At 63.5% G+C, this 23,060-nt stretch carries 13 protein-coding genes; 12 read left to right on the plus strand and 1 reads right to left on the minus strand.

The genetic code is table 11. From position 1 onward, the window contains the following. Positions 1 to 442 precede the first annotated feature (442 nt). The 8 genes from VGK32_12675 (at position 443) to VGK32_12710 (ending at position 13,940) form a co-directional block, all read left to right on the plus strand. Complete coding sequence (locus tag VGK32_12675; GenBank protein ID HEY3382620.1) at positions 443 to 2,128, plus strand: DUF429 domain-containing protein; 1,686 nt, start codon at positions 443 to 445, stop codon at positions 2,126 to 2,128. Positions 2,129 to 2,531: 403 nt separating this feature from the next. Continuing rightward, positions 2,532 to 3,833 carry a hypothetical protein gene (locus VGK32_12680; protein HEY3382621.1) on the plus strand — a complete coding sequence of 434 codons (1,302 nt, stop codon included), beginning with the start codon at positions 2,532 to 2,534 and terminating at the stop codon, positions 3,831 to 3,833. Between the two features lie 35 nt (positions 3,834 to 3,868). Continuing rightward, the gene (locus VGK32_12685; GenBank protein HEY3382622.1) at positions 3,869 to 5,932 is read left to right on the plus strand and encodes a hypothetical protein; all 2,064 of its coding nucleotides are present in this window, start codon (positions 3,869 to 3,871) and stop codon (positions 5,930 to 5,932) included. Then, positions 5,920 to 8,832 carry a DEAD/DEAH box helicase gene (locus tag VGK32_12690; protein HEY3382623.1) on the plus strand — a complete coding sequence of 971 codons (2,913 nt, stop codon included), beginning with the start codon at positions 5,920 to 5,922 and terminating at the stop codon, positions 8,830 to 8,832. The genes VGK32_12685 and VGK32_12690 overlap by 13 nt, the downstream gene beginning before the upstream one ends. Positions 8,833 to 9,169: 337 nt before the next feature. Then, entirely contained in the window at positions 9,170 to 11,116 is a 1,947-nt protein-coding gene (locus tag VGK32_12695; GenBank protein HEY3382624.1) for a P-loop NTPase fold protein, read from the plus strand. A gap of 60 nt (positions 11,117 to 11,176) precedes the next feature. After that, positions 11,177 to 11,845 (plus strand): hypothetical protein, encoded by a 669-nt coding sequence (locus tag VGK32_12700; protein ID HEY3382625.1) that lies wholly within the window; start codon positions 11,177 to 11,179, stop codon positions 11,843 to 11,845. Positions 11,846 to 11,904: 59 nt separating this feature from the next. Continuing rightward, positions 11,905 to 13,197, plus strand: a complete 1,293-nt coding sequence (qatC, locus tag VGK32_12705; protein HEY3382626.1) for a Qat anti-phage system QueC-like protein QatC — start codon at positions 11,905 to 11,907, stop codon at positions 13,195 to 13,197. 2 nt (positions 13,198 to 13,199) lie between these two features. After that, positions 13,200 to 13,940: a TatD family hydrolase gene (locus VGK32_12710; GenBank protein ID HEY3382627.1), complete on the plus strand. Its 741-nt coding sequence runs from the start codon at positions 13,200 to 13,202 to the stop codon at positions 13,938 to 13,940. A gap of 181 nt (positions 13,941 to 14,121) precedes the next feature. Here the strand turns inward: VGK32_12710 and VGK32_12715 are convergent, their stop codons facing one another. Next, positions 14,122 to 15,387 (minus strand): hypothetical protein, encoded by a 1,266-nt coding sequence (locus VGK32_12715; protein ID HEY3382628.1) that lies wholly within the window; start codon positions 15,385 to 15,387, stop codon positions 14,122 to 14,124. 1,136 nt (positions 15,388 to 16,523) lie between these two features. Between VGK32_12715 and VGK32_12720 the strand changes: the two genes are divergently transcribed. The 4 genes from VGK32_12720 to VGK32_12735 all read left to right on the plus strand — a co-directional run bounded on the left by VGK32_12720 (position 16,524) and on the right by VGK32_12735 (position 23,025). Continuing rightward, positions 16,524 to 17,981, plus strand: coding sequence for a hypothetical protein (locus tag VGK32_12720; GenBank protein ID HEY3382629.1), 1,458 nt, complete (start codon positions 16,524 to 16,526; stop codon positions 17,979 to 17,981). Positions 17,982 to 18,563: 582 nt separating this feature from the next. Then, entirely contained in the window at positions 18,564 to 19,292 is a 729-nt protein-coding gene (locus VGK32_12725) for a hypothetical protein (GenBank protein HEY3382630.1), read from the plus strand. 150 nt (positions 19,293 to 19,442) lie between these two features. Beyond that, positions 19,443 to 21,242: an AAA family ATPase gene (locus tag VGK32_12730; GenBank protein HEY3382631.1), complete on the plus strand. Its 1,800-nt coding sequence runs from the start codon at positions 19,443 to 19,445 to the stop codon at positions 21,240 to 21,242. Further along, the gene (locus VGK32_12735) at positions 21,235 to 23,025 is read left to right on the plus strand and encodes an ATP-dependent helicase (GenBank protein HEY3382632.1); all 1,791 of its coding nucleotides are present in this window, start codon (positions 21,235 to 21,237) and stop codon (positions 23,023 to 23,025) included. The genes VGK32_12730 and VGK32_12735 overlap by 8 nt, the downstream gene beginning before the upstream one ends. Positions 23,026 to 23,060: the final 35 nt, after the last annotated feature.

Genomic DNA, 23,060 nt, shown 5'->3' on the forward strand with positions numbered 1-23,060 from the left:
ACATTTGGCCCGGCGGGCGAAAGCCGCAGAACTTCTATGTCCGTCCAGGCGCAGTGGTTCCAGTAGGGTGGAGGATGCAAAACGGAAGGAAGATCACCCAACAAGGCGCCCGACGATTGGAGCACCGGTCCTGGGGACACGATCAGCGGCCGGATCCTCACGAATCGCGACCTCGGAGCCGAGCAACCACCGATAGTGGAGAGTGAGAGGAAGCTGGTGGAATCGACGATAGGGCCTTGTCCCGAGTCATCGGGAGCAGCGATGACAAAGACACAAGTCTAGTCGGGTTCTGGTGCTGGCTCCGGATCGGTTCTTGGGCCGGCCACCGGCTGAGACGCTGAACGAACGGAGCCTGCTATGTCTCGCCATGACCCATACTAAGCGGGATGCGCCGCTATGTTCGGAAAAGCAGGACGGCGCGTGGGCCCGCGGATGAAAACGCATGGAAGTCTTCGGCATCGATTTCACCAGCCGTCCATCTCGTTCAAAGGCGATTACGTGCGCGGGATGCCAGTTTGACGGTGATCGCTTGGTCGTCGAGGACCTTCAGCGACTGGAGTCCCTCGATGCGTTCGGTGCCTTCCTCGATTCACCTGGACCATGGATTGCTGGCATCGACTTCCCGTTTGGCCAGCCTCGCCGCCTTATCCAGAATCTGAACTGGCCCGGTTCCTGGGCCGGCTACGTTGCGCAGGTTGCGGGCCTGTCGCGCGAGGGATTTCGGAACGTCCTCGAAGACTACAAGCGTGACCGGCCGGAGAACGATCGGGAGCACCTTCGGCTCGTAGACCGCCTCACCGGGGCGCAAAGCCCGTCGAAACTCTATGGTGTCCCCGTCGCATTGATGTTCTACGAGGGTTCGCAGCGGCTCTTGAGAAGCGCGACATGTGTCATTCCGGTTCGCCCCACAACGGACGACCGAGTCGTCGTTGAGGCGTACCCTGCTCTGGTCGCTCGAACGCTCGTGGGAAAGGACCGGTACAAGCCGGCCGAACCAGGGGATGTGCAGGCAGTTGCGCGCGCCGTGCGCGAGCGAATCGTTCAGAAGCTCGGTGACGGCTCGCTCTTCGGCCGGTACAAGATCAGAGTCGAATTGACCGAGCGCGTCCGCCGGGCATGCGCCGACGATACCGATGGTGATTCGCTCGATGCCGTGCTCGCGGCCATACAGGCTGCCTGGGCTTGGGTGCGGCGCACCGACGGCTACGGCGTGCCGGAGGACTGCGATCTTGTTGAAGGCTGGATCGTCGATCCGGTGACGCAGCCGAGCGTCAACAGTTCTATAACCCGCGTCCGCCCCGTCTTTCGGCGGCTGTTCGGGATGGATCCGACCGGAGCGTCCTGGCTGCCCAAACTTCTGCGGCTTTCCAAGTCGGACGTGTCAGGGAGGATGCTGTCCGAGCCTGGCACAGTGCTCCCGGCGGTCAGCGAGAAGCGGCCGTACGCCGACCCTGTCCAGGGGAACATCGAGTTGGAACGCTGCTTTGAGTTCTCCGTAGTCCCGGGGGCGTCGTTCTTGCGTTGGCTGATACAGAACCCTGATCGGCTCACATGGCCCGGGCCTGACGGGCGCCGTGTGAGCTACAGTGCGACAACCCAGGAGCGTCGTGAGGAGCTCGTTGGGCTCAAAGGTCATTCCGCGAGGATCAAAAGCCAGGCTGCCGCGATGGGCGCCCTCGACCGTTACGGCCCAGAGAAGTCCGGCCGTAAGTGGTGGGCCTTTGAAGGGTTCACGGAAGTGGATTGCTGTATTGAGACCGACCAGATCGCTCTACTGGTTGAGGGGAAGCGAACAGAGAGCCTCGCCGAGTCCACAGCCTGGTACGCCGGCAGGAACCAGCTGCACCGGAATCTGGAGGCTGCCCGCGACCTGGCGGCCGGTCGCGAATTCGGTGTGTTCATCATCGGCGAGTACGGCCTTCCTGACCAAGCCCTGGGCGACCCACGCGGCGGCCTACCTCACCTGAATGATGCCGAGCGCGCAGAGTTGATGACGCATTACTTGGGATGCCTGCGGTGGTCTCAAGTCTGCGAAGTGACTGGAATTGACCCGGCGTCGTTGCCGAGGAATGTCGCTCGCCGTGTGAAACGGGCACGAGTTCGATCGGAGCGCGAATACACTCCTTGATGGAAACGTCTCCAGATGCCGTGACGCTGCGCCCGAAGGCAGGTTTCCGTGCGTCGCCGGCTAAGGTCAGATGCCCGATTCCGCTAACATCGCCGCAGCCAACCCCCTTGGTGAAAGACGCGGATCGGTTCCGAATGGACGTCCCGCCTGTGACCCACCCTGTCAGACGGCTCGGATACGGTTCCAATGAGGCCGCGAACGACTCCCATCGCAGCCAATCGACGGAGTCGTACTGCGCGTTGTGCGTATTGCGGATTCTCGCGGCCTACCGGAAGGCAATCCTGAGACCGACACTTGGGATAACCAGGTTCTCGACTAAGAAGTCGGCGAACGCCCGATAGTCGATGCGCCGGGCTGACCAACTTGCGCGTTGGAAGGCCGTTCTTCAGACGACGTGTGGCACATGACAATTTCCCTTCCGTTCCTCACGAGTTACGACCCGCCGGGCACGAGCGAGGGGTCGTTGGATCCGCTCGGTCTCTATCAGATTGCCGACCAGCTCGCGACGTTGTTGGTCCCCGCTGTGCGCGAGCGCATGCAGCGCATCCGGTTCCTGACCGCGATGGCAGTCGGCGCCCTAGTCTGCGAGGGACTTGACGACGACCCTGGGAAGCGCGACGCGTCACCCTATCTTGTCTGGGAGTGGTTGGTCGTCGAGGCGCTTATCTGTCACGGCGCCGGCAGCGGCGCAATTTGGGGCGTCCCGGGTACGCTGGTCGCCCGGCGGACTCGGGGACAGCACGGGTACCTCGACGCTCGCAGCTACTTGAAGACGCCGCGGATCTTCGGATTCCACGGAGTCTATAAGCGGCTGGCGACGCACCTCGGGCTGGTGGACGTTCACCTTGGGTCCGGGCCGGACGCTGAGGGGTTGGTGGACGCCTGGGCGCGCGACCGAGGTCTGGGACGCTTCGAAGACGCCCGGAAGACGGTTGTCAAGAAATGGTCGAAGGCCGTGGAGCGAAGCCTGGCCGAGGCGCCGCCGCGGACGAAGCCTGGATGGGACACGGAGGCTTGGCAGGAACTGGCCACGGCGTTCGACCCGTCCGGGTGCCGGGCGCGCGAGAAGCGGTGGTTGCGCGACGCGTTGACGGCCGGCGGCGAGCGCCGGCTCGGAGCGTTGCCGACTATCTGGAGCCTACAGGCTGACGCACAGGATGACGAGTTGCCGGAGGAGACGCTCCACGACCGGCTGGAGACACAAGAGCCATCATACGGGCCGTTGCTGGCGGCCATTCGCGCCTACGAGGGCTTCGCAAGGCATCTCCAGGATGCGTTCGACGTACTGAAGGCCGACGCGTCGCGTCAGGACGCGAGCGGTTACGTCGTCCCGAACATCGCCAGTGACGCGGACTTCAAGCAGTGCGTTAGCGGCCTCGACAGGCGGTTCGAGACAGCGCATCGCACATTGGGGAATGTCATCCTTGCGAACGCCCCGCTCCAGAGCCTGTTCCACCGGCGGTTTGCGGCTTTCGGCGAACCGACGGATCCCGAGCGGTGCGCCCTCCTGCTGTGCTCGCATCACGAGGCCGTTCAGCGAGCAAAATCGGCGGAGGGCAAGCGGCCTTGGTTCGACCGAATCGGGCCGGAGCGCATCTCTGTCCGCCACGCGTACCGGGAAGAACCGAGGGAACTCCGGCTCGATCGCTATCTGCACACCTATCGCGGCCGGCCGGTCCGCCAGTTCTACGGGGACCTGACATGAGCAAACGTAACGGGACATCGACCAGTAGCGGTGCCATGCTCGACCTGTGGAGGCCTCCGAACGATGCGGGCGATCCCGTCGGGTGCCTGGCCACGACCTACACGTTTACTCCTGGGCTGTTCGACGAACAGTGCCTGGCGCGGTTCCTGGACATCGACTCGGAGCCGAATCGTGAAGACCTCGCCTTCCTTCTCGAACGGGAACGCCAACTCGATCGCCGCTACGCCGGCGTCCTTGTCGATCACACTCAGGCTGGCGTTGAGCATTCGCTGCGGTGGGACGTGCTCCCGGTTCGAATCCGGGCCGGCAAGCAGCACGCTAAGCTGAGCCTTCTGGCATGGAGTCAGCGCATCCGGGTCATCGTGACATCGGCCAACGTGACCGACCCCGGCTATCGTTTCAACCATGAAGTCTCGGCGTCTGTTGACCTGACGCCAGGCGATGCCGACCTCGACATTCTCGGTCAGGCGATCGAGTTCCTCCGAAGCCTCGTGTCGCTCGTTCAAGGCGCTTCCGTGAATCCACCGGAGGTCGTCCGAGCGCGAGGTTTCTTGGACGACCTAGAACGGCAGACGCGGAAATGGAAACACCCGTCGCGACGGACGACCGTGCGGCAGCAGCTCGCCTGCACATTGCCAAGGGTCGAGGCTGACGGTACCGGACGGAGCAGCCTTCAAGAATCGATCGACGCGTGCCGGCGTCGAGGAGGGTCACCGACCGAGGTTCGGGTCGCATCTCCGTTCTTCGACGTGGGCGACGAGAGCGGCAGGGTGACCGCGGAGCTGTGCAAGGCCATGGCGCGTGGAGCGAAGCGCCAGGTCTTCTTCTCCGTGCCGTCCGTTCACAACGACGAAGCACCCGGCCTGCCGCGACTTGCGGCCCCGAGGACGCTTCTGACAATTCCGCCGAAGTACGCCGCCGAAGTGACGGTGGAAATCCTGCCGGAGACGGACCAGGACAAGAACCCGCGACCGTGGCACGCGAAGATGCTCTCACTGCGGGCGGACGGTTACTTCGCGTTGATGATCGGTTCCTCCAACTTCACCTGTGCGGGCATGGGCGTTGGGCATTACCGAAACGCCGAAGCGAACCTGCTGAGCATTGCCGACAGCGTTGACTACGGACGCGACACCGGGCGGCTCGAGGCGGTGTGGCCCGACGTCGAGGAAGTGGACAACCCGGAGATGGCGGAGTGGCTGGGTGTGCGTCCCCCTGAGGGCGAGAAAGCAAAGGCTCCGGTTGTGCCTGACGGCTTCCTGGCGGCGACCTACTGCGCGGGCGACACTCGCCAGATCGTACTGCGATTCGAGCCGGACCTCCTTCGAGATGACTGGGCGATTCACGCCTGCGGGCGTCATGAGCGGGAATTGCTGGCGGCGTCGAAGTGGGTCGCCTCAGGTCGTAGACGCGTCGAGACGGTCAAGTGGCAGCCAGTGGAGCCACCGGACCGGCTGCTGGTTCGTTGGGGCGGATGCGGGGCGTATTTGCCCCTGAACGTCGAGGACAGCCGGCACCTGCCACCTCCCTCGACGTTGCAGAACATGACCGCAGACGACATGCTCCTGATTCTGGCAGCGAGCGATCCCAGCGCGGCTATCCGCGGGTGGATTGGGCGCGGAAGCCCAAACGACTACGAGGGCGAACTCGATTCAGCCACGCCCATCGACCTGGACCCCCTTCGCCGCTACGACCTACAGGCAACCTTCCTCCACCGCATTCGCCGGCGCGCGCGTGTGCTCGCCCAACTCCGCGAGAGTCTGCAGCGGCCTGTATGGGGTCGGCAGGGCCTCGATTGGCGTCTGCGCGGCTTGATCGGCGTCGAGGCATTGGCCGATCGTCTCTTTGGTGAGTTCAAGGCGGCGGACGGTCGAGTAGACGAGGCGTTGTTGACGCTCGCCGACTTGCTGATCGTGCTTCGCGAAGTGGACTACACGGCGACCGAGACCTCGCTGTCGAGAGCTGAGTTCAACAATGTGTTCCTGGAATTCCTGCGGGAGCTCGTGGAGAAGCTGGACAAACAGCTCGGGGACCTGCCTCACCAGACCTCTCTGGAGGTGATGGCCTTCTGGAAACGAGTGGTGGAAAGATGCGCGAACTGACCGACATGTACGCGCCCCCAGACGAGCTGGTTCTCGGCACCCGGATCAACAGACGGGTCCCCCTCGTAGAGCAGAAACGCCAGCGCAAGGAGGTTGTGGCCATCCTCGCGCGCCTGCGTAACCGGCCCGGCGTCGTCCTTGCCGACGAGGTGGGCATGGGCAAGACGTTCGTCGCGCTCGGAGTCGCCTACAGCGTCGCTATGCGCAGTCCCGCCGGGCCCGTGATCCTCATGGTGCCCGCCAACCTCGTGGACAAGTGGGAGCAGGACCTCAAGACGTTCTGCGAGTTGTACCTCGACGGCAGACTCGCAGTGAGCCGCGACCTCGCGTCGCGTCAGGAATTGCTCGATGGTACTAGCCTGCGCTACGGCATCGCCAGGCATAGCGTGGAGCTGCTAAAGCTGCTCGACGACAGGCCCCGGGAGCGGTGTCACTTCATCTTCGTCGCCCAGGGTGCGATGGGCCGGCAGCAGACGGACAAGTGGGTGCGCTTGGCCCTGATCGCGGAAGCGTTGCGCCGACATGGACGAGGCAGGGCGAGCCGGCTCATTCAGGTGAAGGAGCAGATTCATCGCTACCTCGGAGAACTCCTATGGGCTCTCGGCGAAGAGCGCGCGCACGATGGTGGCGAGACGCTGTGGAAAAGGCTCTTGCAGACCGACCCGCAGGCGTGGAAGGACATCTACAACAGCGCCGTTCGGGAAGACCGGCGGCTCAACGACGATCCGGTGCCGAAGGCGGTGACGCGAGCGATGGCTCGCGTCGACCTGAAAGCGCTGGCCGAAGCGCTCGAACAGATGCCGGTCCGAGCGCGCGGCGGGAAAGATCGCGTCACGGAACGACTGACCGCGACGCGCGTCGCACTCCGGAAGGTTGAAGAAGCGCTCTGGAAGCCGGTTCTCATGGAGGCTCGATGGCGCTCGTCTCTGCTCGTGATGGACGAGGCGCACCATCTCAAGAACCCGGGGACGCGCCTCGCGCGACAGCTCCAGGATCCCGAGTCGGAGAAGGACCTGCGCACCGGGGACGGTGCCATGGCACGCGCGTTCGACAGGATGCTGTTTCTGACGGCAACGCCGTTCCAGCTCGGCCACCATGAACTGGTGAACGTCCTGGTCCGATTCGGGGACGTGCGTTGGGACCCACGTCAGCTAGGCGAACGGCAACAGTTCGCCGAGCAGCTCGAGATCCTTCGAAGTCGCCTCGACGACAGCCAGCGGACCGCCATCGGGTTGCAGCGAGCGTGGAGCCGTCTCCGGCCGGAGGACTGCGACGCGGATGTTGACGCCTGGTGGCTGCGTCTGTGCCGTTCCGATCGCGAATCGCTGAACCACCATCAGCGCGCTGTTGTGGACGCGTTTGTCGCCGCTAAGCGGTCACGCGATGCTGCGGAAGAGGCCTTGCGGCCCTGGATCGTGCGTCACAACAAGGGGAACCATTGGGCGGGCACGACGATTCCGCGGCGCGCGAGGATGAACGGTGGCGCCGTGGTCGGCGTGGCGGGATCGACGGGGCTTCCCGTGCCTCCCCAGCAGATGCTGCCGTTCTTCCTTGCCGCACGAAGCGCGGTGAGGCCCGGCCAGGATCTTCTGGGCGAGGCGTTGTCCTCGTCATACGAGGCCTTCCGCAAGACGCGTGAGGACAGGAAGGTGGTTCGGGACGATCAGGAGGTGCCGCCGGAGACCGTCGTCGATCTGTCGCAGGCCAAGTGGTACCTGAGTGAGTTCGATCGCGCCTTGGAAGAGTGCTCAGGCGTCGCGCATCCCAAGGTGAACGCAACGGTCAGAAAGGTGGTTGATCTCTGGGAGTCCGGTGAGAAGGTGCTGGTCTTCGCCTTCTATCGGCACACGTGTCGCGCCCTGCGCATCCATATTAGTCGCGAGGTCGAGCGCCGAATCAACGAAACGGCCCGGCAGCGCCTTGCCGTGGTCGGGCGCCAGCCGAGCGACAAGGAGATAGAGCGGCTGCTCGAGCGGGTCCAAGGGCGCTTCTTCGACGATAGCGATTCTCCAGGGCGAAAGGCGATCGACCGTTGCCTCCGCGAGATTCTCGTGGCTCACAATCGCGGGCTCCGGAAGGCGCGGGTATCGGCAGATCAGCGGGGCGTTCTAACGGAAGTCATGCGACGGTTCCTCCGCGTGCCGACCACGCTCGTCAGGTGCTTCCCGCTAGGCGAACTGGAGACGCTCCAGCCTGCCGAGGCCGTTGCCGCGATGCTCGAGTACCAGGACGGCTCCGGAGTGTCGTGGCGTGCCAAGTTCAACTACTTCATCGAGTTCTTGACCGAACAGTGTTCCACGAACGAGCGTGACCTCTACCTGGGAGCCGCGAAGCACACTCAGACCGGCGGCATTCGCGTCGAAGATCAGGACGACGAAGACCCTGACGGCGAACGAGGGACCGTGCTCCTCGCCAACGTCCAGGTGGCGACCGGCGCCACGAAGCGCGACGCGCGTAGCCGCTTGATGCGCGCTTTCAACACGCCCTTCTTTCCAGACATTCTCGTCTGTAGCCAGGTGATGGGCGAAGGCGTGGACCTCCAGCGGTTCTGCCGCCACGTGATCCATCACGATCTGGCGTGGAATCCGAGCACCATCGAGCAGCGGACAGGACGGATCGACCGCATCGGGTGCAAGGCGGAGGGTCGGCAGCCAATCGTCGTGTACCTGCCGTACCTGGCCGGCACCGCCGACGAGCGGCAGTACCAGGTGATGTCGGAGCGGGAGCAGTGGTTCCGGGTGGTGATGGGCCAATATGAGGTGGCGAAGCTCATCACCCCAGAATCGGCGAACGCTGTGCCGCTGCCCGAGGCGATCTCGACCGAGCTGACTTTCGAACTGGGCCTGTCCGTTCAAGATGCGAAGACGAGCCGCCAGGTGCCGGCGAAGTCGGGGGGATAGACGCACCCACAATCGCTCGCGCGATACGACCGCGAGCCGCTTTACGGCGAGGGTCTCGTCTGGACCGGCCCAGAAGGTGGCGGCGCGACGTCGTCTCCGGCATGTTCAGCCGCGCCACGCCGCGATCACGACTCGCGCACTACAATGACTACGGTGTCCGGGCGCTGCGAGTGAATTTGCTACTCGCGCGCGATGCGCGGATAATTCGCTCGGGCGCGGCGTCTCTGGAGGCGCCCCCACCAGGGAGCTGACGACCAGAACCGGCCATCACAAGAAACCAGCCAACGACCGAGTGAGCCGTGACCGGCCAAGCGCACTCCGCGGCGACGAGAACCTTATGTGGCCCGACAACGAAACCGCCGACGATCTGATTGGCTTCCAGGTCCACGCCGACCTCGTTCGCGCGGTGGTCCTCAACCCCAAGTTGTTGCCTGTTACCGTAGGCGTGTTCGGCGACTGGGGCGGGGGCAAGACGAGCATCATGCGGATGCTCGAGCACGGCCTGTCGCCCGAGTCCTGGGAGAAGGGGAGTCTGGAGGCCATCCAGTGCGAAGGGACAGCCGTCGTTTATGTCAACACCTGGGAGTTCGAAGGCTACGACGACGCAAAGGCGGCGATCCTGAGCGCCGTCCTGCTGCAGCTCCATGAGCATCAGCGATTCGGTGCAAAGGTTCGTAAGAACGCCCTTAGACTCCTCAAGGGCATCAACGCAATGCGCCTCGTGCGGCTTTCCTTCAAATATGCAGTGCTCCCGGCGGCCGCCGCAGCTATGACAGGCGGCGCGGCGGCGGTGCCCGCTGCGGTGCTCGCGGCCTCAGGCCTGAGCCAGTTCTTCGCTGCAGGTGGGAAGTCCGAAGGGGAGCCCGAGACTCCGGCGCTCGATGATTCCGGCGAGCTGTGGAAGGGACTGCCCAAGGACGAAGCGATTGATGTGCGGACGTTCAGAAGGGAATTTGCCACGCTGCTGGCCGAGGCGAAGATCGAGTCGCTCGTCGTCCTGATTGACGACCTTGACCGTTGCTCCCCGGACCGCATCGTCGAGAATCTCGAGGCCGTCAAACTGTTTCTGAGCGTGAAGAATACAGCCTTCGTCATCGGCGCTGACCGCCGCATAGTGGAGCATGCGATCCGCTCTCGTTACGCGCGTCCGGTATCACACGGCGGCGACGAAGCGCGCCGAGCGTCGGCGCTCGCTGCGGAAGATCAGCTGGTGCGCGACTACCTTGAGAAACTGGTCCAGGTGCCGTACGCGATTCCGCGGCTATCCGCGGCGGAGATTGAAACGTACATGACGCTGCTCTTTTGCAGCGTGCACTTGAAAGACGAGGATGCAGGCCTTTGCGTGAAGGCAGCGCACGCAGCGCGCAAAGCCAATCGTTACGGGGCATTCGGCTACGGCGGCGTCTGGCAGGCGTTGTCTGGCAACGTCCCGAAACCTCTGGCCTCGCATCTTGCTCTCGCAGTCGCCGCAAGCCCGCTCATGGCGGATGGGCTGAAGGGAAATCCGCGTCAGGTGAAAAGGTTTCTGAACGCGCTGATGCTGCGCAAGGAGCTCGCCAGCGTCGCTGGCCTCGACCAGACGATCGAGACGAATAAGCTGGTGAAATTGATGATTCTCGAGTACGTCGAGCCCGACCTGTTTGTTGATCTGTTCAACAGGATCAATGCCGACGGCCACGTCGAAATCCTTGAGATTGTGGAGAACCAAGGCCGCGAGCCCGCGAAGGCGAAGGTGAAGGACACGGCGAAGGATCTCCTGCCGGGCTGGTCGAAGGCGTGGACAACGAGGTGGGCCGCGATGGAACCATCGCTGGTCCGCACGGACCTTCGGGATTACTTTTGGGTCTCGCGCGACCGGCTGGAGTCGACGTTCTCCGGTATCACGATGGTGCCGCCGATCGTACGCGCAGTGATCGGTGACTTTGCCACTGGTCTAGCGCCAAAGCGCAATCAAGCAGTCGCGACGGCGAAGACGCTCGGGGCCGACGAACGTGCTGTCATGTACCAGTTACTTGAACGGGAGATTGCGGTACGACCGGCGGATCTCAAATCCTACGAGCCGCTGCGAGCGCTGACTGAAGCGGACGTGGACGGTGCGGCGGCCACTCTCGCCCGGGTGCTGACCAACACTCCAGCGCCCGAGATGCCGGGTACCTTGGGCCTGTGGACCGTAACGCTGCTCAAGAACAAGCCGGCCTATCGCGATGTGCTCGGACCGGCAGTCGATCAGCTGCGCGGAACCGACACCACGGTCGGCAAGGCGATTGACACAGCGAACGAGTAGCCGATGGGGACGTCAACCAGCTATAGCGCGCCGGGATCGTGGGGACCGCTGAAGCGGGAAGTGACGGCGGCCGCCAATGAGGGAGCTGCGAGCGCGGCAACCGCCGGGCGCATCATCGGTCATTTCATTCAGGCAAATGGCGGGCCTGCTGGTATGAGCAGCAGTGCCGGTTCCGGGGGCACGATCGGCGGCAGCGCCGGGAGCGCAGTCGCGCGGCGCCTCGGCGGCTTCATTAGCGCCGTCGCCGCAGTCGGCCTTGCCGAAGCGTTGCGGCGCGAAGGCCTCGCCGATCTTGTAGGAAGACCGGTTCAGGAAATACTGGCAGCGCTCATCGACCGACTCGGCGGATCAGCCAGCACGATCGACGACGTAGATGCGCGCACGGCGCTCGCGCGCCTTCAGGAGGAACTTCTCAAAGACGCGCAGACGCCCGACCAGCTTGAGCGGATTCTCCAAGAGCAACCCGCGAACCTCGATGTCGTGCTGCGCGACTATTTCGGCTTATATCTATTCGAGCAGTTCTGCCGCGTGTTCTTCGAGCGGCTCGTGCAGAAGAAGGGCGAGTCGAAGGCGCTCGCATTTCTCGACGACATCAGGGAGTTCATCAAGGCAACACTCATCAACCGAGTGGGTCGTCGCGTCATCTCGACAATCCAGTGGGCGGCACAGGAAGGCGCCAAGCTCTGCGCCGACATCATGCAGGCCACACTTGCCGTGTTCGTGACGTGATGCACAATATCGACCTCAGGATTGGATGCGAAGCGCACCGCGACGAAGGGATCGCGGTGATGGCGTTGTACGAGGATGGCACGCGCCTCTGCACGCTCGACATTCAGTATTCGATGCTGCGTACGCTTCGGAATCCGAATCCGCTGGCCCTGGACTTCCTGGTCCTGGCCAGCGCCGTATACGCGCTCGACAAGACAATCGTCAGAGCGACGGCGCAGGATGGCTGGACGCGCGAGTGTTCGCTGTCGATGCCGGTGTCAGATCCCGGACGTTGGAACGCTGCGTTACCGGAGCTGACCGAAGCGATCACGTTTCTCACCGGCGATCGTTGGCGCTTTGCATTTGCGCCGCTGAGCGGACAGATTGCGTTTCTGCGCCGTGCTCCACGCACACGCCACAGGCAAGTCGTCATTCCGACAGCCGCACTCAACACGGTCTGCCTGTTCTCCGGTGGTCTCGACTCGCTCGTCGGTGCGATCGACCACCTAGAGCAGGAAGGGTCGAAGCTGCTGCTGATCGGGCACCATGACGGCGACATGGCCGGACCGTTCTCCGACCAGCGCAACCTTATCGAACCGCTTCGGGCTGCGTATCCGCAGCGGCTGCGGCCGATCTTTGTTCGGATCGGCCAGGCCCCCTCGGGCGATGAGATCACATTGCGCAGTCGTTCGTTGCTTTTCATCGCGCTGGGGATGTACGGGGCCTCAACGATCGGTCCTGAGGTGCCGCTTCTGATCCCGGAGAACGGAACCATTGCGCTCAACTTTCCGCTCACGCCGTCGCGGCGCGGGTCATGCAGCACACGAACTGCGCACCCGTACTACCTTGAGGTGCTCGGGCGCGCGCTTCGACGCGTCGGCTTTGCGAACAGGTTCGCAAACCCGCTCGCGGGCAAGACCAAGGGTGAAGTCGTCAGTTACTGTGCGAATCCGGAGCTTCTGGCCCGGCTGGCACCGTTGACTGTGTCCTGCGCGAAGCGCAGCCGGCGCGGGCACTGGAAGCGCACGACGGCGAGGAGCTGCGGTCAGTGCATGCCCTGCATCTACAGACGCGCAGCGCTTCACCAGGCGGGGCGCGACGACGAGGTGTACGGCAACGATGTGTGCGCCGGCGAGGTGGACGTATCCGGCGAGGATGACGCCGGCAGAGATTTCAGGGCTTGCCTGTCGCTGCTCCGACGCAATCCATCGTCTGAGGAGATTGCCAGCACCTTGATGGCGAGCGGGCCTCTGGACGTCAGCCGTCTGACGGGCTATGCGTCGCTGGTGCAGCGAGCGATGGACGAGATTCGGAATCTGGCGCGGGACAAAGGGACGGCCGCGATTCAACGCGCGGCCGGGATGACGCGCTGAACATGCTCGACAGCCACTGCCATTTAGATCGATACCGCGACGCGCGCAGCGTCGCGGAACAGGCGGCGGACAAAGGCGTGTTCACGATCGCGGTAACGAATCTCCCGAGTCACTTCAGGGCGGGCCTCCCCCATGTCCGCAAGCTGGCGAAGGTGCGGCTCGCGCTTGGCCTTCACCCGCTGGCGGCGGCAGAGCATTGTGGCGAGCTCGCCGACTTCGAGGCGTACTTCGCCACCACGTCGTTCATCGGTGAAGTGGGTCTTGATTACTCGAACGAAGGACGGGCCAGGAGGCAGCGACAGTTGGAGTCCTTTCGCTTCGTCGCCGGCCTGGTGGGTGTGACGCCAAAGGTGGTATCGCTGCACTCGCGAGGCGCCGAAGCGGACGTATTGGCCGTGCTCGATCAGTTCGGCGTCAAGCGCGCGATCTTCCACTGGTATTCAGGGACGCTAAAGACGCTCGATGACGTCATCACTGCAGGGCACCTGCTTTCGGTCAATCCGGCCATGATCCGATCGGCGAAGGGCCGGGAGATCATCGCGCGGATTCCGAGAACTCAGATCTTGTCCGAAACGGACGGTCCGTATGTTCAAGTGGGCGGCGCTCCTGCGATGCCCTGGGACGTGGCGCTCGTGGAGAAGCATCTGGCGAAGCTCTGGAATCTGGCCGTAGGTCAGGCGAGCGCACAGATGTGGTCCAATTTCGTTGCGCTCGTCGACCAGACGCGGCCAGGACTGCGTTAGTCACCATTGTCCCGCACCACCTTCCGATTGTGTCGGCGAGTGATCAGAGGATTCAATTGACTGTGAATCTTGATCTGGCGGCGTCGCCGAGAGACCGGACGCGCGTCGCCCCGTAGCGACAACATCAGATGACCGGCGCTGGCCCCAGGATTCGCGAAAGCACGCCTGGGCTATCCATCGGTCAGTCGTCTTGGTCCTCCTCAGAGTCCGTCGTGGATGCCGGCAACCTCCACGTGATGAAGCGTTCGACTGCATCCTCCGCATCGAGAAGCGCCCTCGCCGCCGTTATCCGCGATTCGAGTTCCGCCTTGTCGGCTGGCTCCATTGCTTCGGCGCGACGGCTCAACTCCTCGAGGAGCCCTCGAAGGGCCTGCGCCTCCTTCCACGCTGTCGCGATCGCTCGTAATTCCTCCAGCGATCGCTGTCGCGCCTGGGCGCGGGCCTGCGCTCGTTCACGTCTACGCCAGGCCCTGTGTTCGGCTTCTGCCGCCCGCCTCTTTGCCTCCGCACGTTGGTCGGCTTCCGCGGCCAGTTGGGCAATCTGCGGAGCAGCTGCCTCGAGTGCCGCGGCGATGTCGCCCACGCGAGTCACCAAGTCACCGGGGCCGTCCTCCGGCCACTGTTGCGACCACTCCGTGTCGTAGATGGGCGAGTACGCCTTCAAAGCGAGATGACCCGTCGTCATGTCCCGCGTCAAGTCCGTCTCGTGCGGCGACTGGGGAGCATAACGTCTGACCGGTGGAAGGTCAGTGATTCGAACAAACCGGTCGGCTCCAACGCGTCTCACGCGCACGTGTTCGGCAGGCTCGAATAGAGTCAGGCCGATCCGAATGTCCGAGACGATTGCGATGGTCGCCCGTCCAGGCTCCCAGCTGCGGAGCGTTCCATAGCCGATCACCGGCGCAATCCGCCCGATGTCCAGTTCAGGCCGCTTGTAGGACGACTCCAGCCGAACGGTGTGCCCGCGATTCTCGAGTTCGTTGAACAGGGCGTTCAACACCATGGCGGCGGCCCTGAGTGTGCCTTTGGTGACGAAGGCGTCTACAATGTTCCGCTTCGCCGGCCAGAGATAGCCAAGGTCGTCGGGCGAGGCCTGTTCGAGGGAACCCTGCCACGCGCTGACCAGCGGATGGTGCGCGGAGCCCGGCTTCGGCTTTGCCGCCCTCACCAAGGGCGGTGGGGAGTACTCGGCAAACGATGCGTGCTCGGGTACCGCCTGGCCGCGAACCCACTCGACTGGATCTCCGGGCTTCGCTGGCGGCAGATCCGGCACCGCCAGCGTCTCGCCAGCGGCCTTGCGCGCCCAATAGCCCCTGGGCGGGTGCGGAACGTTCAGCGAGTCGCACACGCGCGCGAGGTAGTTGGAGGAGACGTCGAGCTTGCTCGCCACCTTCGTCATCGGCTGTCGCCAGATCTGTTCGTACAGCGCCTCTCGACGGATCCGCATATTGCGGTAGGTACTACCACGGTTGCCACATGGCGCGCATCCCGCGGTCCCGGTTGACGTCGTCCCGAACGATGGTATCGTCTCCGAGTGTCTCGTCGCTGGACCCCGGCCACTATTGCGCCTGAGGACCTGCCACTCGTCGTTCTCTGGAAGGAGATGCTCGCTGCCACAGGCATTCCGGAGTATCGGGCATGGCAGCTGGTTCAGGAAGACTCGTTTCCGATCCCGCGTCTTCCCTACCACGGGTACCAGGCACGTGGTCGACGCCGAAAAACGGGACGCCGCGAAGTCGACGCGACGAGCCTCACCTTCTCCAAGCCGCAGGTCTGGAAGTTTATCGCTCTCGATGAACACGAGCGCGCGCGCCTCACCATGCTCGACTATGAACGACCGCGGTGTTGCCATTGTCCGCTTCACTGCCCGCCGCATGGTACGGTTCAAGCTCCGCACTCGTACGCGGACCGCTTCAAGCGGCGCTGGTGGCAGGAATGAAAGCCCCTTCGCCGCCCAAGTCGGTGGACGAGATTCCCGCGGTATGCCTCGAAGCGGACCTGGCAAGCATCTTCCGGCTTCCCCTTTCGCACGTGAAGATGTGGCGTCGCGTGCCGGACCTTCTACCGTTTCCACCGCTTCCGTGGCTCGATCGCCAGTTGCGCGTGAGCGGATGTGTCGTCGCCTGGTTCTTGGCGCAGGAAGACGGGGAGTACTACCGCACGTTCACCGGACCGCTCAAGAAGCAGGCCGGCACGAATCGGCGGACACCGCTGCCTTGGTGGCGTCTGACCGCGCCCCACGAGCCGAGGTTCTGGGCGCGGCCTCTCGAGGGTGAACGGCCGACGCTCTCCCTGAAGGCCGTGGCACAGACGCTCCGCGTCAGCCCCAGTTGCCTTCGAAGGGCTGTCAGAGATCCAGAGTTCCCAATGCCACCGGCCGTTGCCAGACCGTTGAGATGGACGCAAAGGCAGATGGACCGCCTGTTGTGGGCACCCCCAGATCACGAGGAGCATCTGCGGCGGGCTAGACCGGTGACTCGAAGGCGCTCGCGCTAGCCTATGGCGAACGCCGGGAGTCGAGGGCGAATTGAGGCGCCCTCCAAGCCGTCCTCCCTTGGGCGCTCCCGAACAGGGAGGTATCCAGTGAGCGATCCGCTGTCGCCGGACGACGCCAAGGAGCTGGTGCGACTTTGTGAGGCAGGAAGGCTCTACGAAGTCGAAGAGTGGATTCGGTCCGGCCGGTCGATTCTGGTCCCCAAGGAGATCAGGAAGACGCCGTTGGGCGTTGCGATGTCCACTGGCTTCCACAGCCTAGTCGAACTGCTTCTCCGTCACGAACAGAGCCAGGTAGCCAAGGACTCCGTACTCCGGGAGGCGTTGTTGTTCGACCGTCGGGCATTCGTCGAACTGGCTCTGACGCACGGCGCCGATATTCGGTCCGTGCCGCTCCTCGATGTTCTTCTGACCGCCGATCGTGCCATCGTTGCGAGGTTCCTCGAGCTGGGAGCGGACCCGGTAACGGGCTATCCGTTTGCCCACGCTTTCCACCAACTGCGAGTGAAGACCGTAATCGGCTCCTACTTGGACTGCCGCAGGAGCCGGCCGGACATCGCGGCCGATCTGCAGGAGCAGATAGACATCGCTCTCCGTCAGTTCTGCCAAGAGGGAAATCTGAAGTGGGTGAGTCTATTGATGTGGGCGGGCGGAAATCCACGATCACGCGGCCCCGTCCTGGATGATCTCGAAAACGCCGACAATCCTGAATTCCACACAACGGCCCTGGAGGAAGCGGCTTGGAGCCGCAACGTCAAGGTGCTGAAGCGGCTCAAGCCCGTTAGCAGCGACAACTTCCCCGTGCTGCTCGACAAGGCAGCGTTCGGCGCCGATCGAGACACGCTCGCCTATCTCCTCGACCTGGGGGCGAATCCGAACGACCGAGCGGATGGAGGCTCCAGCGCGCTCGACGCGTGCATCCGATATGTCCGCTGGGACAACTTCAGAGCCCGGAACCCCTACGGGGCCGCTCGTCAGCCTTCCGCATACAAGGTGTCAAGCGGGTGTGACGCGATCAAGCTGCTGCTGCAGCAGGGAGCGATGTGGAAGCCGGATCCATCGACCCTAAACGCTACGAGACACATCTTGTACCGGCTCGAGCCTGAGGTGTCCGTCGAACTGCTCGGTCGGCTGCTGAAGAACGAAAACGGCGAGGCGGCCGTGCAAGAGCTTCTGCGTGTGGCGCAGATGCGCCAGCACGTTGCCCGATGCCACGAGCAACTGTCGCGTCTCGGACTCATTCTCCCCGGGCGTCGGGTGAACAAAGTGGAAAAGGAAGTGCGCCGCGATCTGCCGGCATGGATGCGACGCTTCGACCGGAAGACGCTCTACGAGGAAATCTGGGCCGAACCCGCCGAGAAGGTGGCTGCCCGGTACGGACTTTCCGGCGTGGCGATCGCCAAGGTGTGCCGATGGCTCAAGATCCCAAAGCCGCCCCGCGGCTACTGGGCCAAGAAGGCGGCCGGTCAGCGAACGCCGGCGAGGCCGAAGCTCCCGCAGTCCGAGGCAAAGACCACCTCCGCAAGAACTCGGCCGAGCACAAGGTGACGCCGACTCACTGGCCTGGTAACCACAAGAGCGCACGAGATCGACGGAATGCCCAAGAAAGAACGGCAGAGGGACTCGATCACGTCCCCTGCTAGAAAGCAGCCGCCGCCAGAGTATCGACCCTCCGACGACGGAGGGACGCTCTTTCGCGCCCTTCTCGAGGCCACCCCAGGACGGCGAGGCCAACGCGGACAGTTCTGCATGGAGGGGCGACTCCGCAGGATGACTCCCGAACTCGAGGAAGACATAGCCCACCTGCTCGCGCAAGCGGCCGTCGCCGATTTCAGAAAGAGACAATCTGAGGGCACATTGAACCAACCGGAAGGCACCGAGAGAGCCCCTACGCACGGTGGCCCGGCGGAGTATGTCGACTATCTGACGGACCGACTGTGGCTCTACCGAGCGCTGCGGTTTGGCGATCACGACGAGTTGTTCGACAGGAGGTACGCTGCCAGTCCGAACCCGCCGGTCTTCAACAAGGAGTCGGAAGCCCAGAACGTCGTGGTGTCTCGAGAACCAGCCAAGGCTGCCGCTGTTCGTGCGCTCATCCCTCAGAAGAGGCGCCATCGATGGTTTCGGTCGATGAAGAGCTCCCAGGCCTTGGCCCTTAGCATCTTCGGAAATCTGAAGATTCTCGGTCACTCCGACGTGCTCGAAGCAGTTGCGTCCGATGGCAACGGCGGCCCCGCGTTCGGTCCCGGCCCAATCCTCGCCAACAGCATTGTGCTCGAGCATGACGCGAAGCTGCCAGGTGAACGGACCAGTACGAGCATCGATGTGTTGATCGCGGGGGATAGCACAGTGTGCGTAGAGTGCAAGCTCACCGAGTCCGAAGTCGGCCGCTGTTCCCGCGCACTCCTTCCTCCGGCCAGCGATCGCCACTGCGGCGGACAGAATCCGTTGAATGCGACCGGGCTGCGCTGTCCACTTGCCGACCTGGGCGTCAAGTACTGGGAGGAGGTGCCGACTGTCGTGAACATCAACAAGTGGCACGGCCGCCGTGATTGTCCAATGTGCGAACCCTACCAGTTGATCCGCAACATCCTGGCGGCAAACCGGCCTGGCTGCTCGCGAGGGCACGCGCTTCTCATCTACGATGCTCGGAATCCAGCCTTCCGACCGCGCAGGAACGGAACCTTCGAGGTGCTTCAGGAGGCGTTACTGGATCCCACCGTCCTTCGCCGATGCTCGTGGCAGTCGATCCTCTCGGCCATGATGGATCGCCCGGTCCTTGAAGGTTTGGTGCTGGAGGTCGAGCTGAAGTACGGGCTGATCCCATGGGCGCAGCCTCCGTCAGCTGTCGCGCGGTGAGGTCTCTGCTCTGTCGGACGTTTGCCAGGGCGTCCCAGCGAGAGTATCTTGCTTCCGCACTCGCGACCTCTTCGTTCGGTTGCTGTCTCCAGCAATGACGAATTCAAGCCTGAAGGGAACGAAGCGCGCGCCCATGCCAGGGAAACTGAAATGGAACTCTCGAGAATCTCCGTTTCCAATTTTCGGAACTTCTCAGCACTTGACGTTGAGCTGAACGGCAACGTCGTCGTGGTGGGTGAGAACCGAGTCGGAAAGAGCAACCTTCTCTACGCGCTCCGCCTTCTGCTGGACCCCACCCTCCCCGACAGCGCCCGCCAACTGACCTTGTCCGATTTCTGGGACGGCCTCAACGTCCCTTGGGCCGACAAGAGAATCACGATCGCCGTTGAGATCGCCGAATTCGAGGGCGACCTCGACGTGCTGGCCTTGCTTACAGACTATCGGCTTAACGACGACCCGCACAGGGCGCGTCTGGTGTACGAGTTTCGGCCCCGTGCGGACCTTGACGCACAGCCGACGTCCGAAGAGGATTTCGAGTTCATCTGCTATGGCGGTGAGGATGAGGCCAATCGCTTCGGCCACGACCTGCGCCGGAGACTCACGCTAGACGTGCTTCCGGCACTCCGGGATGCGGAGGGCGACCTCGCGGTATGGCGCCGCTCTCCGCTGCGGCCGCTGATCGAGAAGGCCTTCAGCGCCATCGCGGGCGATGACATCCAAGAGATTGCCGACGCAGTGCAGACCGCGACGGAGAAGATGGGCGAATTCGAAGATGTGAAGGCTCTGGAAGAGGACATCGGTACGCTGTTCACCGAGATGAGCGGTTCACGACAGGACATTAAGCCGCGGCTCGGCTTCGGCCCGACGGACCCGGCGCGCCTCTATCGGACGATCAGGCTGCTGATCGACGAGGGCGCGCGGTCGATTGCCGACGCCAGTCTCGGTTCTGCCAATCTCGTATTCCTCACGCTCAAGATGCTCGAGTTGCGGCAGATGCTGGCCGAGAACAAGCGGGACCATACCTTTCTTTGCATCGAGGAGCCGGAAGCGCACCTCCATCCTCACCTGCAGCGGTCGGTCTACCGGCACCTGTTCTCAAGCGTTCGGCGAGAGGGAGCCGAGGAGCAACCGCTATCTGTCTTTCTCACCACGCATTCGCCTCACATTGCGAGTGTCGCGCCCATCCGGTCGTTGCTCCTGCTGAAGGACGTTGGAGACGCGGGCACCGTAGGGGCTTCGACCGCCGCGGCACCGCTCGACGAGGATGAAGCGGCGGATCTCGCGCGGTACCTTGATGTGACGCGTGCCGAAATCCTCTTCGCCAGAGGTGTCGTCCTCGTCGAGGGTGATGCTGAGAGATTCCTCATCCCGGCGTTTGCTAAGGAGATGGGGCTCTCGCTTGACCACCTTGGCATCACCGTTTGCTCGGTGGCCGGGACGAACTTCAAACCGTATGCGAAGTTCCTGACGGCTCTCAGGATCCCGTTCTCGATACTGACAGACTGGGATCCACGAGACAACGGCCGGGCTCTGGGCTTCAATCGGGCCGCGAATTTGGTGCGCGCCATCTCGCGCGTGCCGACAGGCGAGGTTCCCGATGCCGTTAAAGATCGGCTCGATGAGGCCGACGACGAGCACTTGCGTGAGATTGCAGCCGAGTTCGGAATCTTCATGGACGATGAAACCCTGGAGGTCGATCTGTTCCGCGACAACGACCTCCGCGGCATTGTTATCGAGACGCTTCGGGAGGGCACCTTCGGTACCGCATCAAGGACCCTGATCGATCGTTGGGAGTCAGATCCGGAGGCGCTCGTCGTCGCAAGATTTCTGTCTATGGTCGAGTCCGTCGGGAAGGGACGCTTCGCGCAGCGGCTTGTGTCGCGGCTGGAAGGCCAAGCACCGCCGGTCTTTGTCCGCGACGCGATCACCTTCGTGAGGGACCGTGTCTGAGCCGGCGCTGTACCTGCGGGCGGCGGCGGCCTTGCGCCGCAATAACGGCCAGTGGTCGGCCTACAACGCCGCCTCTCATTGCGTCGTTCTCGCCGGCCCCGGCAGCGGCAAGACGAAGACGCTGACGATCAAAATGGCGCGAGTTCTCGCGGAAGAGGTTGAAGCGCCTCGAGGTGTGGCCTGCATTACCTACAACAATGAGTGCGCACGAGAGCTGGCGACCCGCCTGGATGCCCTCGGCGTTCAGCGACGCAACCGTGTGTTCATCGGCACAGTCCATTCCTTCGCGCTAACGCAGATCATTCTTCCTTACGTCCGCACCGCGGAGATAGACGTCCCGCCTGGCTTTCGCGTCGCCACGCAGGCGGCGCAGCGCGCCGCACTTGAGGTGGCATACGACAGCGTCATCGACCGAGGCGAAGATCCCCATCGACACTGGCGGTTCACGATGGACCGATATCGTCGGTCACATCTAGACCGTGAGGCAGAAGGATGGCGGGAAGACCCCGAGACGGCCTCGCTGATCGAGGCTTATGAGTCTGAGCTCCGGCGGCATGGGCTGATCGACTTCGACGATATGCCGATTCTGGCGGTGCGCGCCATGCGCGGACATCCGTGGGTGCAGCGCGCCATCCTGGCGAAGTACCCGGTGCTGTTCGTCGATGAATACCAGGATCTGGGCTCCGCCCTGCACCGGATGGTGATGGGGCTGTGCTTCACGACAGGCGTCAGGCTGTTCGCCGTTGGTGATGTGGACCAGTCCATCTACGGATTCACGGGCGCGAACCCGACCTTGCTGCAGCGCCTGGCGGCCCGGCCGGACGTTGAAGTAGTTCGGCTGCGCCTCAACTACCGCTCCGGCGCTGCGATTGTGACTGCGTCGGAGTACGCGCTTGGGGAGGAACGCGGCTACGAGGTTCCCGAAGGTGCTCCAGAGGGAATGGTGTACTTTCATCCGCGGCCGGGTGACTTCTCGCTGCACGCCGATCATCTCTTTGCCCAGATCCTACCGGAGGCCTTCGAGAGGACTGGCGTTCGTCAGGGAGGTGTTGGTGTCCTCTACCAGGCAGCCTGGATTGGCGACTTCGTGGCGGCGTCTGCGCGGAACCATGGCTACGAGATCATCCGCGCCGACACCAACGCCCTCTACCCGCGCGGCAGCCCCCTGATGCGCTGGCTGGAGTCATGCGCGACCTGGTGCTGCGGCGGGTGGCGCAGGGGAAAGCCAAGGTTCGGAACGCTGTCGGTAGACGGTCAGCGGCTGTTCGCCGAGGCGATTGGGACACCCGATCAGCGACTCGGCTTCCAGAGACTGCTTCTCGGCGTCGTGTGGAATCGCCGGCAGCCGGCGCAGCCGCTGGCTGGATGGCTGAGCGGCATCCAAACGGAGTTGCTGGACTGGCACTTCGAGCGGTGCCGCAGTCTCGATGAGGAACGGGCGCTCTTGGTAGCCTTCATTCGGAGGACCCAGGCTGGCGGCGACGCAGACGGTATGACCCTCGCGCAGTTCGCGGGCTTTGGCGAGGGCGGAGACAGGATCAGCCTCTCGACGCTGCACAGTGCTAAGGGCCGCGAGTTCGAGATCGTCGTCCTGTTCGGCATGGACAACGGACGCGTACCCCGCACCGGAGCGGGCCCTGCTGAGCGCAGCGAATCCCGCCGGTCCTTCTACGTTGGGTTCACGAGAGCGAAGAAGGAGCTGCACATCGTCTATTCCCAGGGAAATCCCTCTCCCTTCGTCCGAGAAGTGCAACAGCAACTCGACGATAGTCGGGAGCACTAGGAGTCTTGAACCCGAGAAGTCTTGCTGATTGAGTC

Source organism: Vicinamibacterales bacterium (assembly GCA_036504215.1).
Lineage (GTDB): Bacteria > Acidobacteriota > Vicinamibacteria > Vicinamibacterales > Fen-181 > FEN-299.